This is a genomic window from Bradyrhizobium sp. SZCCHNRI3043 (assembly GCF_032377735.1).
In the GTDB taxonomy this organism is placed as follows: domain Bacteria; phylum Pseudomonadota; class Alphaproteobacteria; order Rhizobiales; family Xanthobacteraceae; genus Bradyrhizobium.
Map to the genome: position 1 here is coordinate 283,867 of NZ_JAUHID010000002.1, position 17,578 is coordinate 301,444.

15 protein-coding genes are annotated in these 17,578 nt (G+C 67.1%); 13 read left to right on the forward strand and 2 right to left on the reverse strand.

Annotation, left to right across the window (positions count from 1 at the left end):
* The first annotated feature begins 15 nt into the window (after window positions 1-15).
* The 4 genes from QX124_RS07075 to QX124_RS07090 all read left to right on the forward strand — a co-directional run bounded on the left by QX124_RS07075 (window position 16) and on the right by QX124_RS07090 (window position 5,154).
* Entirely contained in the window at window positions 16-1,047 is a 1,032-nt protein-coding gene (locus tag QX124_RS07075; RefSeq protein ID WP_315796754.1) for an ABC transporter permease, read from the forward strand.
* A 2-nt stretch (window positions 1,048-1,049) separates the two neighbouring features.
* A complete protein-coding gene (locus tag QX124_RS07080) occupies window positions 1,050-1,910 on the forward strand; it encodes an ABC transporter permease (protein WP_315796755.1) in 861 nt (286 codons plus the stop codon).
* Window positions 1,911-1,957: 47 nt separating this feature from the next.
* A complete protein-coding gene (nikE, locus tag QX124_RS07085; RefSeq protein ID WP_315796756.1) occupies window positions 1,958-3,619 on the forward strand; it encodes an ABC transporter ATP-binding protein in 1,662 nt (553 codons plus the stop codon).
* A 119-nt stretch (window positions 3,620-3,738) separates the two neighbouring features.
* A complete protein-coding gene (locus tag QX124_RS07090) occupies window positions 3,739-5,154 on the forward strand; it encodes an FAD-binding oxidoreductase (RefSeq protein WP_315796757.1) in 1,416 nt (471 codons plus the stop codon).
* Window positions 5,155-5,200: 46 nt separating this feature from the next.
* Here the strand turns inward: QX124_RS07090 and QX124_RS07095 are convergent, their stop codons facing one another.
* Window positions 5,201-6,682: a mannitol dehydrogenase family protein gene (locus QX124_RS07095; RefSeq protein ID WP_315796758.1), complete on the reverse strand. Its 1,482-nt coding sequence runs from the start codon at window positions 6,680-6,682 to the stop codon at window positions 5,201-5,203.
* 22 nt (window positions 6,683-6,704) lie between these two features.
* A complete protein-coding gene (locus tag QX124_RS07100) occupies window positions 6,705-7,715 on the reverse strand; it encodes a Zn-dependent oxidoreductase (protein WP_315796759.1) in 1,011 nt (336 codons plus the stop codon).
* Window positions 7,716-7,889: 174 nt separating this feature from the next.
* On the opposite strand from QX124_RS07100, the gene QX124_RS07105 reads away from it, so the two are divergent.
* The 9 genes from QX124_RS07105 (at window position 7,890) to ytfQ (ending at window position 17,498) form a co-directional block, all read left to right on the forward strand.
* Window positions 7,890-8,906 carry a TRAP transporter substrate-binding protein gene (locus tag QX124_RS07105; RefSeq protein WP_315796760.1) on the forward strand — a complete coding sequence of 339 codons (1,017 nt, stop codon included), beginning with the start codon at window positions 7,890-7,892 and terminating at the stop codon, window positions 8,904-8,906.
* Between the two features lie 47 nt (window positions 8,907-8,953).
* A complete protein-coding gene (locus tag QX124_RS07110; protein ID WP_315796761.1) occupies window positions 8,954-10,816 on the forward strand; it encodes a TRAP transporter large permease subunit in 1,863 nt (620 codons plus the stop codon).
* 18 nt (window positions 10,817-10,834) lie between these two features.
* Window positions 10,835-11,560, forward strand: a complete 726-nt coding sequence (locus tag QX124_RS07115; RefSeq protein WP_315776059.1) for a GntR family transcriptional regulator — start codon at window positions 10,835-10,837, stop codon at window positions 11,558-11,560.
* A 34-nt stretch (window positions 11,561-11,594) separates the two neighbouring features.
* The gene (gene uxuA, locus QX124_RS07120) at window positions 11,595-12,791 is read left to right on the forward strand and encodes a mannonate dehydratase (protein ID WP_315796762.1); all 1,197 of its coding nucleotides are present in this window, start codon (window positions 11,595-11,597) and stop codon (window positions 12,789-12,791) included.
* A gap of 82 nt (window positions 12,792-12,873) precedes the next feature.
* A complete protein-coding gene (locus tag QX124_RS07125) occupies window positions 12,874-13,641 on the forward strand; it encodes an SDR family oxidoreductase (protein WP_315796763.1) in 768 nt (255 codons plus the stop codon).
* A 35-nt stretch (window positions 13,642-13,676) separates the two neighbouring features.
* Window positions 13,677-14,708, forward strand: coding sequence for an L-idonate 5-dehydrogenase (locus QX124_RS07130; RefSeq protein WP_315796764.1), 1,032 nt, complete (start codon window positions 13,677-13,679; stop codon window positions 14,706-14,708).
* Between the two features lie 47 nt (window positions 14,709-14,755).
* Window positions 14,756-15,652, forward strand: coding sequence for a sugar kinase (locus QX124_RS07135; RefSeq protein WP_409997675.1), 897 nt, complete (start codon window positions 14,756-14,758; stop codon window positions 15,650-15,652).
* A complete protein-coding gene (eda, locus tag QX124_RS07140; RefSeq protein ID WP_315796766.1) occupies window positions 15,649-16,293 on the forward strand; it encodes a bifunctional 4-hydroxy-2-oxoglutarate aldolase/2-dehydro-3-deoxy-phosphogluconate aldolase in 645 nt (214 codons plus the stop codon). The genes QX124_RS07135 and eda overlap by 4 nt, the downstream gene beginning before the upstream one ends.
* A gap of 239 nt (window positions 16,294-16,532) precedes the next feature.
* Window positions 16,533-17,498, forward strand: a complete 966-nt coding sequence (gene ytfQ, locus QX124_RS07145) for a galactofuranose ABC transporter, galactofuranose-binding protein YtfQ (RefSeq protein ID WP_315796767.1) — start codon at window positions 16,533-16,535, stop codon at window positions 17,496-17,498.
* Window positions 17,499-17,578: the final 80 nt, after the last annotated feature.

Here is a 17,578-nt window from a genome sequence, read left to right on the forward strand (position 1 = left end):
GGACGGCTGATAACCATGGGCACGATCGGCGCAACCTTGGCTCGGGCGGGACGGCGCTTCGTCTCGTCGCTGCCGGCGCTGTTCGGCGTCCTGGTGTTCACCTTTCTCTTGATGCGCGTGCTGCCGGGGGACCCGGCCGTGTTCTTTGCCTCCGGTCCCAATGCCGGCCAGGAGGAGATCGAGGTGATCCGCCGGCAGCTCGGGCTCGACAAGCCGCTGCCGAACCAGCTCGCGATCTATCTGTACGACGTCGGCCGCGGCAATCTCGGCCGTTCGATGATGACCGGGCAGGCCGTTGCCAAGGACCTCAAGGAGCGGCTGCCGGCCTCGCTGGAGCTGACGTTGACCGCGTTGCTGATCGCGCTGGTCTCGGCGGTGCCGCTTGGCGTGCTCGCAGCGCTCCGGCCAGGGTCGCTGGTCGATCACGGCGTGCGGCTGTTCTGCTCGCTCGGCGTCTGCGTGCCGACCTTCGTCTCCGGTCTGCTGCTGATCTACGTGTTCTATTATCTGCTCGGCTTCGCGCCGGACCCAACGGGCCGCATCGACATCTTCGCCACGCTGCCGCCGCAGCGCACCGGTTTCCTGATCATCGATTTCCTGCTCGCCGGCGATCTCGACGGCTGGTGGGCGGCGGCGCGGCAATTGATGCTGCCGGCGCTGACGATGGCGCTGTTCGTGATCGCGCCGCTGGCGCGGATCACCCGCGCCTCGATGCTGGTGTCGCTCGGCAGCGACTTCGTGCGCACCGCGCGCTCGGTCGGGCTGTCGTGGTGGCGCATCGTCGTCACCTATGCGCTGCGCAACGCGATCCTTCCGGTGATCACCATCGCAGGCATCGTATTCTCGACCATGCTCGGCGCCAACGTGCTGGTGGAGAAGGTGTTCTCCTGGCCGGGCGTCGCCTCCTACGCGCTCGATGCGCTGCTGGTGTCGGACTACGCGCCGGTGCAGGGCTTCGTGCTGCTGATGGCGACGATCTTCGTGATCGTCAATCTGCTGGTCGATGTGCTCTACGGCATCGCCGATCCCAGGGCGACAGTGGCGTGAGCATGAGCACGATCGAGACCGCGTCGACCCTGCGCCATACCGCGTTCGTGCTACGCGGCAATCCGGTCACCGCCGTCGCGGCCGGCGGCGCGCTGCTGCTGGCACTGATCGCGATCGTTGCGCCGTGGCTCGCGCCTTACGATCCTGTCGCGTCCGAGGTTTCCGCCGCGCTGCAGCCGCCGAGCGCGGCGCACTGGTTCGGCACCGACCAGCTCGGCCGCGACGTGCTGAGCCGCCTGATCGTCGCGAGCCGGCTCGATCTCACCATCGCGGTGACGGCGGTCGCCGTGTCCTTCGCGCTCGGGTCGGTCGTCGGTGCGCTCTGCGGCTATGCCGGCGGCCGGCTCGACAAGGCGGTCGGCCGCTTCGTCGACGTCCTGATGGCGTTCCCGCTGTTCGTGCTGGCGATGGCGATGGTCGCCGCGCTCGGCAACCGCGTCGAGAACATCGTGATCGCGACCGCGATCATCAATCTGCCGTTCTACATCCGCTTCGCCCGCGCCGAAGTGAACATCCGCCGTAATCTCGGCTGGGTCGAGGCCGCGCGGGCCTGCGGCGAGAGCCACATCGCCGTGGTGCTGCGCTTCCTGCTGCCGAACGTGCTGCCGGCGATGGCGGTGCAGATCTCGCTCAATCTCGGCTGGGCCATTCTCAATGCCGCGGGCCTCTCCTTCATCGGCCTCGGCGTCAAGCCGCCGACGCCGGAATGGGGCATCATGGTCGCCGAGGGCGCACGCTTCATCTCCACGGGGCGCTGGTGGCTGGTGGCGTTTCCCGGACTTGCGCTGATGAGCGCGGTGCTGTGCTTCAATCTGCTCGGCGACGGCCTGCGCGACATCCTGGATCCCCGGATGCGCACGTGATGTCTCGTCAAAACCAAGCAGAGCCGGGCGCATCCGAGGATGCGCACGTGACGGCGCCGCTGCTCGAGGTCGAGAAGCTCAAGGTGACCTTCTCGACTCGTCGCGGCCTCGTCGAGGCGGTGCGTGGCGTGTCGCTGTCGCTGCAGCCCGGCGAGATGCTGGGCCTTGTCGGCGAGAGCGGCTCCGGCAAATCGGTGACCGGCTTTGCCATCACCCATCTGCTCGACAAGGCCGGCCGCATCACCGACGGCTGCATCCGCTTCAAGGGCCAGGACATCACCCGCGCCGGCGGCGCCGATCTGCGCAGCCTGCATGGCGCAGCCATGGCGATGATCTTCCAGAACCCGCGCGCCGCGCTCAACCCGATCCGCACCGTCGGCCAGCAGATTGCGGATGCGATCCTCGCCCATCGCCGTCTGTCGCGGCCGGAGGCGCAGGCCGAGGCTCTGAGCTTGCTCAAGGCGGTGCAGATCCGCGATCCCGAGCGGCGCATGGGCGCCTATCCGCATGAGCTGTCCGGCGGCATGTGCCAGCGCGTGATGATCGCGATCGCGATCTCCTGCAGTCCGCAGCTCCTGATCGCCGACGAGCCGACCACCGGCCTCGACGTCACCACACAGAAGGTGGTGATGGGCCTGCTCGCTCATATCGCCGCCGACCGCGGCATGGCGACGATCCTGATCACGCATGATCTCGGGCTCGCCGCGCGCTACTGCGCGCGCGTCGTGGTGATGGAGCAGGGCAGGCTGGTCGAGCAGGCCGAGCCGCTCACGCTGTTCCATCGCCCGCAGCACCCCTACACCAAGCGTCTGGTCGCGGCATCGCCGACGGCGACCTCGCGCATCGAGGATCTGGTGCCCGATGGCGAGAGGATTCCGTTGGTCGAGATAAGCGAGCTGCCGCCTCCGCCGCACGGCACGCCGCTGCTGCTCGACGTCAAGAACATCGTCAAGCGCTTCGACGACGGCACCGTTGGGGTGGCCGACTTCTCGATGACGATGCGCGGCGGCGAGAGCGTCGGCCTGGTCGGCGAGAGCGGCTCGGGCAAGAGCACGACCTCGCGCATGATCTGCCGCCTGATCGATCCCAGCGAGGGCGAGATCCTGTTCGACGGGCGGCCGATCGGCCAGATCCCGGCACGCGACTTCCACGCGAGCGAGCTGCGCAAGGACATTCAGATCGTCTTCCAGGATCCGAACGACAGCCTCAATCCGCGCTATACCGCGTTCGACTGCGTCGCTCATCCGTTGTTTCGGCTGATGAACATGCGCAACGGCGACAAGCTGCGCCAGCGCGTGGAGGAATGCGCAGACCGCGTCGGGCTGCCGCGCGAGCTGTTGTCGCGCTTTCCGCACCAGCTTTCCGGCGGCCAGAAGGCGCGCGTCGGCATCGCGCGGGCCATCGCCTGCCGGCCGCGGCTGCTGGTGCTGGACGAGCCGACCGCGGCGCTCGACGTCTCCGTGCAGGCCGTGGTGCTGCAGCTTCTCAACAGGCTGAGGCGGGAGGACAATCTCGCCTTCCTGTTCGTCAGCCACGATCTCAACGTCGTGCGCATGATGTGCGACCGCACCATCGTGCTGCGTACCGGCCTGATCGTCGAGCAGGGCGAGAGCCGGGCGCTGTTCGCCAACCCGCAGACCGACTACACCCGCGAGCTGGTCGAAGCCGTGCCGCACATCGCGCCGCCAGTGGCGCTGGCGCCGGCCTGAACGCACCCATAACAATCGATTATGGACGCCGGACAACTTGGTATTGGGATCGCGATCGGCTGGCCTGTTAGTTTGCGGGCATCGGCCTCTCAAGCCATCAAAGGGTCAAAGCGCTGATCATGACGGAGCTGATCGAAAGGCTGCAGGGCGCCATCGGCGCGGCGCATGTTCTCGTCGCGGCCAAGGATCAGGCGCCATATCTGCGCGACTGGCTCGGCAAGTATCATGGCACTGCGATTGCGGTGGTGCGCCCCGGCTCGACCGCGGAGGTTGCGGCCGTCATGGTGGCCTGCGCCGAGGCGCGCTCCGCCGTGGTGCCGCAGGGCGGCCACACCAGCCTGTCCGGCGGCGCGACGCCGGATGCGGGCGGAAGGGCGGTCGTGCTGTCGCTGGCGCGGATGAACCGTATCCGCGCGGTCGATCCCATCGGCCAGACCATCGTGGTCGATGCCGGCGTCGTACTGGCCAAGGTGCAGGACGCCGCGCGCGCGGCCGGCTTGCTGTTTCCGCTCAGCCTGGGCTCCGAGGGCAGTTGCACCGTCGGCGGCAATCTCGCGGCGAATGCCGGCGGCGTCGCCGTGCTGCGTTATGGCGTGATGCGCGAGCTGACGCTCGGCCTCGAGGTGGTGCTCCCGGACGGCCGGATCTGGGACGGCCTGCGCTCCTTGCGCAAGGACAACACCGGCTACGCGCTGCGCGATCTGTTCATCGGTTCGGAAGGAACGCTCGGCATCATCACCGGCGCCGTGCTCAAGCTGTTTCCGCAGCCGACCGCGCGTGCGACCTCCTTCGTCGCCGTGGCCGATGCAGCCGCCGCACTCGCGCTGCTGCGGCTGTCGCGTGCGCATTGCGGCGACCGGCTCACCGCGTTCGAGTTCCTGACCTCGGCGACGCTGGAGATGATCCTGCGCCAAATGCCGGACACGCGGCTGCCATTCGCGGCGCTTCCCGGCGCGGCAGTGCTGATCGAACTGAGCGACATTGGTGACGAGAGCGCGCTGACCGTGCGGCTCGAAACTGCGCTGGCCGAGGCGATGGCGAACGGGATCGCCTCAGATGCCGTGGTTGCTCAGGACGGCACGCAGGCGAAGGCTTTCTGGCGCGTGCGCGAAAGCGTGTCGGAGGCGCTGGTGCGCGAGGGCAAGGCGCTCAAGCACGACATCGCCGTCCCCGTTGCCGAGATCGCCGATTTCGTTGATGTGATGGATGCAGCAGTCCGTGCGGCGCTGCCGGGCATCCGGCCCATGGTGTTCGGTCATCTCGGCGACGGCAACCTGCACTACAACCTGATGCGTCCGCTCGATATGAGCGAGGCGCAGTTCTACGAGCACGGTGCGTGGATCACCCGTATCGTCCACGACGAGGTCACCCGCCGCAGGGGCTCGATCAGCGCCGAGCACGGCATCGGCCAGCTCCGTATCGCCGAGATGCCGCTGTGCAAGCCGCCGCTCGAGCTGGAACTGATGCGACAGCTCAAGGCTACGCTCGATCCGCACGGGCTGATGAATCCGGGCAAGCTGTTGCCGAACGTTTAGTTCGATGCTGATGTCGCCCGTTCGTCCGGCCAGAGCCGACGTGACGTCAGCCTACGTCTTGCCGGATCCGCGCGACAGTCGCACGGGTTCCATTCAGGAAGAGGCTACCGAGTGCCGTCTCAACCGCACGCGCGAAACGAGGATCGTTCGGCAACCCGTGGCCGAAGACTGACGTAACCGACAACAACGCCGGCGCGAGCCGGCTCGCGACCGGGCCGGCCTCATCCGCCAGTGCGCGCAGCTTGGCCGCCAGCGGGTCGCGCGGCGCGATCGGCTGGCCGTGCTCGTCGGTGCCGCTGACGTAGCGCATCCATCCCGCAACGGCGAGCGCGAGCCGGGTGATCGGCACGCCGCGCGCCAGCCGGTCACGGATCGTGCCGAGCAGGCGCTGCGGCAGCTTCTGCGAGCCGTCCATCGCGATCTGCGCCGTGCGATGCTTGAGCACCGGATTGCGGAAGCGGTTGAGCAGCGCGGCGCGATAGGCCGCCACGTCGAAGCCGCCGAGCGCGGGCAGGGTCGGCGTGATCTCCTCGCGCATCATGTCCTCGACGAGACCGGCAAGATCGGGCTCGGCCATCGCCGCGGCGACTGTCTCGCAACCCATGAGATAGCCGAGATAGGCGAGCGTGGAGTGCGCGCCGTTGAGCAGCCGGAGCTTTATCAGCTCGAACGGCGCGACGTCGCGGACGAATTGCGCGCCGCTGGCGTCCCATGCGGGACGGTCGCCGCCGAATTCATCCTCGATGACCCATTGGCTGAACGGCTCGGTCACGACGGGCCAGGCATCGTCGAGGCCGAGCGCGGCGCTGACATCACTGCGGTCGGCGTCGGTGGTGGCCGGCACGATGCGGTCGACCATGGTCGAGGGAAAGCGGACATTGTCCGCGATCCATTCGGCGAGGTCGCGGTCGGTCAGCTCGGCGAAGGCGATGGCAAGGCCGCGCAAGGTGTGGCCATTGGCGGGAAGGTTGTCGCAGGCGAGCACGGTGTAGGGCGGCAGGCCCCGCTGCCGCCGCAGCCGCAGGCCGCCGACGATGAAGCCGAGCGTGCTTCGCGGATGCGTGAGATTGAGAGCGTCGTGACGGATGTCGGGATCATCGGCGCGCAACGCGCCGGTGGCCGGATCGTGGCTGTAGCCCTTCTCGGTCACCGTCGTCGAGACGATACGCACCGCGGGATCGGCCAGCCGTGCGATCAGGCCCGCAGGATCTTCCGGCGCGACCGCAACGCCGGTGAGCGCGCCGATGACGCGCCGCGCATGGCCGGCGCCATCGCTGGCCGTCACGCTGTAGAGGCCGCCTTGCGGTTCGAGCGCATCGCGGGTGTCGGGTGAGCGTAAGGAGACGCCGAGGATGCCCCAGCGCGGATCGTCCTTGAGTAGCGCGTCGGTGTAGACGGCCTGGTGGCCGCGATGGAACGCGCCCAGTCCGAGATGGGCGATCCCGGTCGCGACCGTCGTACGGTCGTAGTCCGGCCTGACGATGCCGGCGGGCAGGCGGTGGAGCGTGGCGGTGCCGAGACGGTCCATGTTTTGGATCAGATGGTTTGCATCAGAAGATCAGCTGCACTTTGCAGCATTCGGTCTGGTTGTACTCGAACGTCTCGAACGCGGTGGCGTAGGCGTCGAGCCTGAAGCGGTGGGTGATGAGGCGCTCCGGCTGCAAGGTGCCGCTGGCGAACCAGTCGATCACCTTGGCGAACTTGCCGCTGTTCAGCCGCGAGGCGTGGATCGAAAGCTCCTTCGCCGTGACCTTCTGCTGCACGATCGTGGACGGCTCGGCCGAGAAGCCGAGCAGGCCGATCCGCGCGGCGGGCGAGGCGATCTCAATCGCTTCAGTGAGAATGGCGGGGTGGCAGGCGGCATCGATGATCAGTGTCGGCTTGATGCCGGCGTCCGCGAGCGCCGCGGGCAGGGCGGTCTGTGCGGTGTTGATGACGCGATCGGCGCCATTGTGCCGCGCCGCGTCGAGGCGTTGGTCGATGCGGTCGGTGACGATCAGCTCCTTGACGCCATAGACGTGCTTGAGCACCTGGATCACCGTCAAGCCAATGGGCCCGGCGCCATAGACCAGCGCGATGTCGGAGGCGAAGACGCTTGTGTGGTCGGTGATGTTGGCGGCGATCGAGAACGGCTCGACCAGCGGCGCCTTGTCGTCGTCGACGCTGTCCGGCAGCAGATGCGCGTTTGCGGCCGGTACGCAGGCATATTCCGAAAAGCCGCCGTCGCGGTGGACGCCGAGCACGGCGAGTTCAGCGCAGACATTGGGGCGGCCGACCGAGCAGGGATAGCAGCGGCCGCAGGCGACGACGGGGTCGACCACCGCGCGGGCGCCGAGCTTGGCGTCGACACCGTCGCCGAGCTTGTCGATGCGGCCGAAGAATTCGTGGCCGATCACGCGCGGATAGCGCGCGAACGGGTTGCTGCCGTGCAGGATGTGGATGTCGGAGCCGCAGATGCCGGCGCGCTCGACCTTGATGCGGACCTCGCCCGCGGCGGGCTCAGGAATAGGGCGCGTTTCGATCGACAGGCGGCCGGGCCGCTCCACCACGAGGCTCTTCACGCGTCCCTCCATCCCCTTCAGTGCTCATCTCGATCGCGAGCCGGCGTCGTATAGCAACCTCACAACTTGGATACAAGTTATCTATTGAAACCTATTTTGGTATCCCTTATAGGCTTGGGTTGCAGGAATGACATACAAAAGGCCCCACAGCGGGCCGGCAGGGGAGGTTTGCCAATGTCTTCAGCCACATCCATGTCCCGTCGAAGCTTCGTCGGCACCGCGCTCGCGGGGGCCTCAGCCCTGGCGTTTGGACCGGCCCACGCCCAATCCGCGAAGTATCGCCTGCGTTACGGCACGGCGTTTCCCGCCACCCATCCCGGCGTCATCAGAATCATCGAGGCGTCGGAGGTCATCAAGAAGCAGACCAGTGGTCTGGTCGACCTGCAGGTCTATCCGAACAGCCAGCTCGGCAGCGAGCCCGACATGTTCTCGCAGGTGCGCAGCGGCGCGCTCGACTTCATGTCGACGTCAGGTGTGAACCAGACGGTGGTGCCGATCGGCGGCATCAATGCGGTGGCGTTCGCGTTCGAGAGTTACGACCAGGTGTGGTCGGCGATGGACGGCGATCTCGGCAACCATGTGCGCGGCGAGTTCGCCAAGGTCGGCCTGCACGTGCTCCCGAAATGCCTCGACAATGGCTATCGCAACATCACCTCCGGCGCCAAGCCGATCGCCTCGCCCGACGATCTCAAGGGCTTCAAGATCCGCGTGCCCGGCAATCCGCTGTGGGTGACGCTGTTCAAGACGCTCGGTGCTGCGCCGACGCCGATCAATTTCGGCGAGCTTTATGCGGCGCTGCAGACGCACATCGTCGACGGCCAGGAGAATCCGCTGGCGCTGATCCAGAGCGCCAAGCTCTACGAGGTGCAGAAATACATCGCGCTATCCGGCCATATCTGGGACGGTCACCACATCTTCGCCAATGCGACGCGCTGGAACGGTCTGCCCGCCGACGTGCGCGACGCCATCACCGCGGCGCTGTCGGAGGCCGCCGTGAAGGAGCGGCAGGACATCCAGAGCTTCAACGAAAAGGCGCAAGCCGAAATGCAGGCGGGAGGCGTCGCGTTCAACAAGGTCGACACCAAGCCGTTCCGTGACGCGTTGCGCACCGCCGGCTTCTACACCGAGTGGAAGACCAAGTTCGGCGCCGAGGCCTGGGGCCTGCTCGAGAAGTCGGTCGGCCAGCTCTGAGGCTGGCATCGCGCGCGGACGCGCAAGCAATCTGCGGGGAGGATGCAATGGCCGTTGACATGACAGCGACGACTCCTGTGCCGTCGCATGGCGCGTTCGCGCGTTTCGATCAGCTGCTCGGCCGCACGGTCGAGGCGCTGGCCGCTGCTCTCGTCGTTGCCGAGCTGGTACTGCTCGGTGCTGCGACGGCCGCGCGCTACGTCTTCAATGCGCCCTTGATCTGGTCCGACGAACTCGCGACCGTGCTGTTCGTGTGGCTGGCGATGCTCGGTGCCGTCGTCGCGCTGCGCCGCGCCGAGCACATGCGGCTCACCGCCTTTGTGCGCAACCTCTCGCCGGCATGGCGGGCACGCACCGATGCGCTTGGGCTGATGCTGGTCTGCACCGTGCTGGTCGCGCTGGTGATGCCGTCCTGGCATCATCTCGAAAGCCATATGATCAGCCGGATGCCGGTGCTCGAGATCAGCGAAGGTTTTCGCGAGGCCGCGATGCTGGTCGGTGTGCTGCTGATGCTGCTGACCGCCGTCGACCGGCTGATCGAGCAGGCGAGCTTGCCTCAGATCGTCGGCGCGTTGGCGCTGGTGCTGGCGGGGGCAGGCGTGCTCTATGCCGCCGCGCCCGTGCTGGAGGATCTCGGCAACTACAATCTCGTGATCTTCTTCTTCGTCCTCGTCGCGGCTGCGATGGTGATCGGCGCGCCGATCGCTTTCGCCTTCCTGCTCGCGACCGTCGCCTACTTGCATTTCAGCACCACGGTGCCCGTCTCGATTGTACCCGGCCGGGTCAGCGAGGGCATGTCGCACATGGTGCTGTTGGCGGTGCCGATGTTCGTGCTGCTGGGAGCGCTGATCGAGATCGCCGGGCTGGCGCGGGCGATGATCCTGTTTCTCGTGTCGCTGATCGGCCATCTCCGCGGTGGCCTGCAATACGTGCTGCTCGGCGCGATGTACCTGGTCTCCGGCATCTCCGGCGCCAAGGCGGCCGACATGGCGGCGGTCGCGCCGGCGCTGTTTCCGGAGATGAAGCAGCGCGGCAGCCGGGAGGGCGATCTGGTGTCGCTGCTGTCGGCCTCGGCCGTGATGTCGGAGACGATCCCACCCTCGATCGTGCTGATCACGGTCGGATCCGTCACGGGCGTATCGATCGCCGCGCTGTTCACCGGCGGGCTGCTGCCGGCGGTCGTTGGCCTGATCGCGCTCTCCGTCGTGGTCTTCATGCAGACCCGCAAGGAGGACATGGGTGGCGCGCAACGATTTGATGCCAAGACGCGGCTGAAGCTGTTCGCGATCTCGATCCCCGGCCTCGGCCTGCCGATCGTCATCCGTTCGGCGGTGGTCGAGGGCGTCGCCACCGCGACCGAGGTCGCTGCCATCGGGGTCATCTACACGGTGCTGGTCGGCATCTTCGTCTATCGCCAGTTCGACTGGAAGCGGGTCTATCCGATCCTGGTCGATACCGCCTCGCTGTCCGGCGCGATCCTGCTGGTGGTGGGTGCGGCCACCGGCATGGCCTGGGCGCTGACCCAGTCCGGCTTCTCGCAACAGCTCGTCGATCTCATGGTCGCCGTACCCGGCGGCCGCTGGGGCTTCCTCTTGATCTCGGCCCTCGCCTTCGTCGTGCTCGGCAGCGTGCTGGAAGGCGTGCCGGCCGTGGTTCTGTTCGGGCCGCTGCTGTTCCCGATCGCGCGGATGATGGGCGTGCACGAGGTGCACTACGCCATCATCGCGGTGTTCGCGATGGGGCTCGGCCTGTTCACGCCGCCGTTCGGCGTCGGCTTCTATCTCGCCTGCGCCATCGGCCGTGCCTCGCCCGACGAGGTCATCCGCCATGTCTGGCCGCATCTCGCCGCGCTCGTGGTTGCGCTGCTGCTGATCGTGTTCCTGCCATGGATCTCGATCGGCTTCCTGTGAATCGGATAGACTGCCGTCATGGATGACGATCTGACACCGCTGACGCGAATGGACGGCAAGGCCGGGCGGCGGCTCGCCGACCAGGTCTATGAGCGGCTGCTCGAGGACATCGTCTCCGGCGCGCTGCCGCCGGGGACGCCGATGGCCGAGCTCGATCTGTGCGAGCGACTCGGCGTCAGCCGCACGCCGGTGCGCGAGGCGCTGATCAAGCTCGCCGATGTCGATCTGGTCCGAATCTATCCGCAGAGCGGCAGCGTCGTCGCGCCGGTGTCGCGCGAGGCGTTCGGCGAGGCCCAGTTCATCCGCGAGCATCTCGAATGTGCGCTGGTTGCCGAGGCCGTGCGCTACATGGATGCAACCTCGCTGCGCGAGCTGAACAAGCTGATCGAGAAACAGAAGGCGGCGGCGACGCCGGCGGAGTTCTACGCCCATGACGAGGCGTTCCACCAGACCATCGCCCGCACCAGCCGGCATCCGCATGTCTGGCAGGTGATCCGCCAGACCAAGATCCATTTCGACCGCGTCCGGCATCTGACCTTGATCGAGGATGCCGGCCACATTCCGCTCCTGATCGCGCAGCATCAGGAGATCCTGGACGGGCTCGCGGCCTGCAACGAGGCCCAGGCGGTGGCAGCGATGCGCCGTCATTTGCGCGAGGTGTTCCGCCGCGCTGACGGCATTTTCGCACGGCAGGAAGAGTTGGCGCAGGCCGAGCCGCGCACAAGGACGCGGCGGCGGCGCTGACCGCGCGCGTGAATCATTTTGGAAGGTGGACGACATGGAACAGACGTGGCGCTGGTTCGGACCGGATGATCCCATCACACTGCCGCAGGTCCGCCAGACCGGCGCGACCGGCATCGTGACCGCGCTGCACCACATTCCCTATGGCGTGGTGTGGAGCACGGATGAGATCGTCAAGCGCATCGGCATGATCGAGGGTGATTCATCGCTGCGGCTGCGCTGGAGCGTGGTCGAGAGCCTGCCCGTGTCGGAGGCGATCAAGCTCGGCGAGGGCGACCTCTCTGACCTGTTCGACAATTACCGGCAGTCGCTGCGCAACCTCGCGGCCTGCGGCGTCACCACCGTCTGCTACAATTTCATGGCCGTGCTGGACTGGACCCGCACCGAGCTCGCCTTCCGCCTGCCTGGCGGCGCCACCGCGCTGCGCTTCGATCAGGATCGCTTCGCCGCGTTCGACTGCTACATCCTGCAGCGCCCCGGCGCCGAGGCGGAGTTCTCCTCCGACGTGCTCGACCGTGCCCGCGCGTGGGTGGCGCAGGCATCGGAATCCGACAAGGACCGTCTGCTCGCGACCATCATGGCGGGGCTGCCGGGGGCCTACGATCGCTACGACGTGCCGGGCCTGCGCGGCATGCTGGAGAAATATCGCGGCATTGGCCATGCCGAGCTGCGCGCCAACTACGCGCGCTTCCTGCGCGAGGTGGTACCCACGGCGGAGGAGTGCGGCGTCAGCCTGTGCGTCCATCCGGACGATCCGCCGCGGGACCTGTTCGGCCTGCCGCGCGTGGTGTCGTCAGCCGATGATCTGCAGTTCATCGTCGACGCCGCCCCGTCCAAGGCCAATGGCATCACGTTCTGCACCGGCGCGCTCGGCGCCGGCGGACAGAACAACGTGCCGGCGCTCGCCGAGCGCTTCGCTCCGCACATCCGCTTCGTGCATCTGCGCAACGTCACCAAAATGCTCGACGGCTCGTTCATGGAGGCGGAGCATCTGCGCGGCGACGTGGACATGGTTGCGGTCGTGACGACCTTGCTGAAGGAGCAGGCTCGCCGCAAGGCCGAGGGTGAGCCGGACTGGCGGATTCCGTTCCGGCCCGACCACGGCCACGAACTGGCGGACGACATCGGTCGCGGCACCCATCCAGGCTATCCGCTGGTCGGCCGGCTCAAAGGTCTTGCCGAGATCCGCGGCGTCATGACCGCGGTAGCGGCCATTAACCGTCTCCCGGTTTGATCGGCAGGGCAGGATAACGCGCTTGTCAGGGCGCGTCGCGTGACCGAGGATGCCGGCCCGAAGCCTTCCACGAGTTGAACCGATGTCGACCTCGCTCTTCGATCTCTCCGGCAAGACCGCGCTGGTGACCGGGTCCTCGCGTGGCCTCGGCCGCGCCATCGCCGAAGGCTTCGCCAAGGCTGGCGCGCGGCTCGTCATCAACGGCACCGACCCGGCGCGCACGCTGGCAGCCGTGGAGGAATTCCGCGCCGTGGGCCATCAGGCCGAGGCCTGTCCGTTCGACGTGACCGACGAAGAGGCCGTCGTCCGCGCCTTCGCGCGCTTCGATGACGAGGGGATTGCGATCGACATCCTCGTCAACAATGCCGGCGTCCAGCACCGCAAGCCGCTGGTCGAGTTCACCACCGACGAGTGGCGCCGGATCATCGAGACCAATCTCACCAGCGCCTTCGTGATCGGGCGCGAGGCCGCCAAGCGGATGATCCCGCGCAAGAGCGGCAAGATCATCAACATCGGCTCGCTCGGCAGCGAGCTGGCGCGGCCGACGATCGGACCCTACACCACGGCCAAGGGCGGCATCCGCAACCTGACCCGTGCGATGGCGGTCGAATGGGCGGCGCACGGCATCCAGGCCAATGCGATCGGTCCCGGCTACATGCTGACCGACATGAACCAGGCGTTGATGAGCAATCCCGACTTCAACAATTGGCTGATGTCGCGCGTCCCGGCGAAGCGCTGGGGCCGTCCGGACGAGCTGGTCGGCACCGCAATCTTCCTGGCCTCCGAGGCCTCCACCTATGTCAACGGCCAGACCATCTATGTCGATGGCGGCATGCTGGCGTCGATGTAGGATCGGCCGGGACAACGAGCCAGGGAGAACAGCCGATGCGAGCCGTCGTGATTCATGCGCCCAAGGATCTGCGCATCGACAGCTATCCCGATCCGGCGCCCGGGGCAGGAGAGGTCCGGGTCAAGATCGAAGCCGGCGGCATCTGCGGCTCGGACCTGCACTACTATCATCATGGCGGCTTCGGCACCGTCAGGATCAAGCAGCCGATGGCCCTGGGCCATGAGATCGCCGGCATCGTTGCCGCGGTGGGCAGCGGCGTCAGCGGCCTTGCCGAAGGCGCGCGCGTCGCGGTCAACCCGAGCCTGCCGTGCGGCAGATGTGTCTATTGCCACGAGGGGCTGCGCAACCAGTGCCTGGACATGCGCTTCATGGGCAGCGCGATGCGCGATCCCCATGTGCAGGGCGGCTTCCGCGAATTCGTCACCGTCGATGCCGCGCAGGCTGTTCCGATCGCGCCGTCGCTGTCGCTCGGTGAGGCCGCAATGGCCGAGCCGCTGTCAGTGTGTCTGCATGCGGCGCATCAGGCCGGCTCGCTGCTCGGCAAGCGCGTGCTGGTGACCGGCTGCGGCCCGATCGGTGCACTGTCGATCCTGGTTGCGCGTTACGGCGGCGCGGCCGAGATCGTGGCAACCGACGTCGCCGATGCGCCGCTTGCGGTGGCGCGCGCGCTCGGCGCCAGCCATGCGTTCAATGTCGGTGCGGAGCCGTCCGCGCTCGATCCGTGGCGGGCCGGCAAGGGCACGTTCGACGTGCTGTTCGAGGCGTCCGGCAACCAGGCCGCGCTGCGTGCCGCACTGGATGTCATCAGGCCCGGCGGCATCATCGTCCAGCTCGGGCTCGGCGGCGAGATGACCCTGCCGGTCAACACGCTGGTCACGAAGGAGCTGCAATTGCGCGGCACGTTCCGGTTCGACCGCGAATTCGAGCTGGCGGTGCGGCTGATGGGCGAGGGGCTGCTCGACGTCAAGCCATTGATCTCGGCCGCGCTGCCATTCGAGCAGGCGGTTGCCGCCTTCGAGCTCGCCAGCGATCGAAGCCGGTCGATGAAGGTTCATTTGACGTTTTGATGGATGGATCGACGCCGATGAAAGTCGCCTGCATCGGAGAGTGCATGGTGGAGTTCGCGCAGGAGGACGGCAGTCTGTTCCGGCGCGGCTTCGGCGGTGACACGCTCAACACGGCGCTCTATCTGGCCCGGCTCGGCGTGCCCACCTCCTACGTCACGGCGCTCGGCGATGATCCCTTGAGTGCCATGATGCTCGCGGCCTGGCAGGGCGAGGGCATCGACACCTCGGAGGTGCTGCAGGTCGAGGGCCGCGTGCCCGGCCTGTACATGATCGAGCGCGATGCCAAGGGCGAGCGCAGCTTCCTCTATTGGCGCGACCGCGCGCCGGCGCGCGAGCTGTTCGATCGCGCCGACAGCGACATGCTCGACAGGCTTTCGCGCTTCGACTGGATCTATCTCTCCGGCATCAGCCTCTCGCTGTACGGCGAGACCGGCAAGGCCAAGCTGCGCGAGCTCTTGACGGTGGCGCGCAAGCGCGGAGCGCGGGTCGCCTTCGACGGCAACTATCGGCCGCGCGGCTGGGCCAGCCGCGAGGCGGCGCAACGCGCATTCCGCGCGATCCTGCCGCTGGTCGACGTTGCGCTGCCGACGCTGGAGGACGAGCAGATGCTGTTCGGCGATTCCGATGCGTCGGTCAGCCTGCGCCGCTTCAAGGATGCCGGCGTGGGCGAAGTCGTCGTCAAGCGCGGCGCGCGCGGCTGTCTGATCCATGCCGATGGCGTGCTGGTCGACATCGCGCCGCCCGCGGTGCTCAAGCCGATCGACACCACGGCGGCCGGCGATTCCTTCAATGCGGGTTACCTGGCCGCGCGCATCAAGGGTGTGCCGCCACGGAAGGCGGCGTTGGCGGGCCATCGGCTGGCGGGGGCCGTGATCATGGCGCCGGGGGCCGTGATTCCGGCAACCGCGATGCCACGGGACATTCTGGCGATGAGCGAGGCGTGATGAGCACTCTGGACAAGCGCGCGAAGCTCGATGCGGTGCTCGCGCTGGCGCCGGTGATCCCCGTGATCACCATTGACGATGCGGCGCACGCCGTGCCGCTGGCGCGCGCCCTTGTGAGCGGTGGTCTGCGCGTGATCGAGATCACCTTGCGCACGCAAGCTGGTCTCGATGCTGCGCGGGCCATCATTGGCGAGGTGCCGGATGCCGTGGTCGGAATTGGCACGGTGCTGACACCGGCGGACTACGAGCGCGCGGCCAGGCTTGGCGCGGCGTTTGCGATCAGTCCGGGGCTGTCGATCGAGCTGCTGGATGCAGCGAATGCCGGCGAGCTGCCGTTCGCGCCGGGCGTCCAGACCGCGTCGGATCTCATCGCCTGCGTGACGCGCGGCTATGAGCTGGTGAAGTTCTTTCCGGCGGTGCCGGCCGGCGGACTTGCCGCGCTCGATGCGCTGGCCGGACCATTCCCGAGCGTGCGCTTCTGCCCGACCGGCGGCATCAATGCCGGCAACGCCGCGCAATGGCTCGCGCACAAGAAGGTCGTTGCGATCGGTGGCTCCTGGGTCGCGCCAGCGGCGGACATCAGGGCCGGCGCCTGGGCCGCGATCGAGCTGCGCGCCCGAGAGGCGACCAAGCTGCGCTAGCTGAACGCTGCTGACAACTTAAGATTTCATTGGTGTATGCTGTCGCTCTTGGGCAGTGTGCGCGCGCGGGCTCGCACATCCTTTTCAAAAAGTATTACAGTCAAATAATATGACTAGTCAGCCCTGAGGTTCCGTGGAATAACGGGCGCGTCGGCTGTTAAGGCCGGCTGAAAAGGTGCGACGACACCGCTCGAAGCGGTGGCGCATCCAAAACAGATCATTTTGGGAGAGAACGCCTGATGACCCTGAAAGCCCTCTTTGCGGCCTCCGCGACGGCCGCCTTGTTGCTTGCCACGTCCGCCAGCGCCGCCGAACTGACCGTCGGCTTCTCGCAGATCGGCTCCGAGTCCGGCTGGCGCGCCGCCGAGACCTCCGTCTCCAAGTCGGAAGCCGCCAAGCGCAAGATCAACCTGAAGATCGCCGACGCGCAGCAGAAGCAGGAAAACCAGATCAAGGCGATCCGCTCCTTCATCGCGCAGGGGGTGGATGCGATCTTCCTCGCGCCGGTCGTGGCCTCGGGCTGGGATGCCGTGCTGAAGGAAGCTAAGGAAGCCAAGATTCCGGTGGTGCTGCTCGACCGTGACATCGATCCGTCGGGCAAGGACCTCTATCTGACCGCCGTCACCTCCGACAGCGTGCATGAAGGCGAGGTCGCCGGCGAGTGGCTCGCCAAGACCGTCGGTGGCAAGGCCTGCAACGTCGTCGAGCTGCAGGGCACGGTCGGCGCCAGCGTCGCCACCAACCGCAAGAAGGGTTTTGACGCGGTCGTCGCCAAGAATGCCAACCTGAAGGTCGTGCGCAGCCAGACCGGCGACTTCACCCGTGCCAAGGGCAAAGAGGTGATGGAGAGCTTCATCAAGGCCGAGAACGGCGGCAAGTCGATCTGCGCGGTCTATGCCCACAACGACGACATGATGGTCGGCGCGATCCAGGCGATGAAGGAAGCCGGGCTCAAGCCGGGCAAGGACGTCCTGACCGTCTCGATCGACGCCGTGCCGGATATCTTCAAGGCGATCGCCGCCGGCGAAGCCAATGCGACCGTCGAGCTGACGCCGAACATGGCGGGCCCGGCCTTCGACGCTATCGTCGCCTTCAAGGAGAAGGGCACCGTTCCGCCGAAGTGGATCCAGACGGAATCGAAGCTCTACACGGCCGCTGACGAGCCGCAGAAGATCTACGACAGCAAGAAGGGCCTCGGCTACTGAGCCTGGCTGTTGAGCCGTCGTCCCGGCGCTCGCCGGGACGACGGACGACAAGTCGCCGGCGTCCGCACATCGTGCGGACG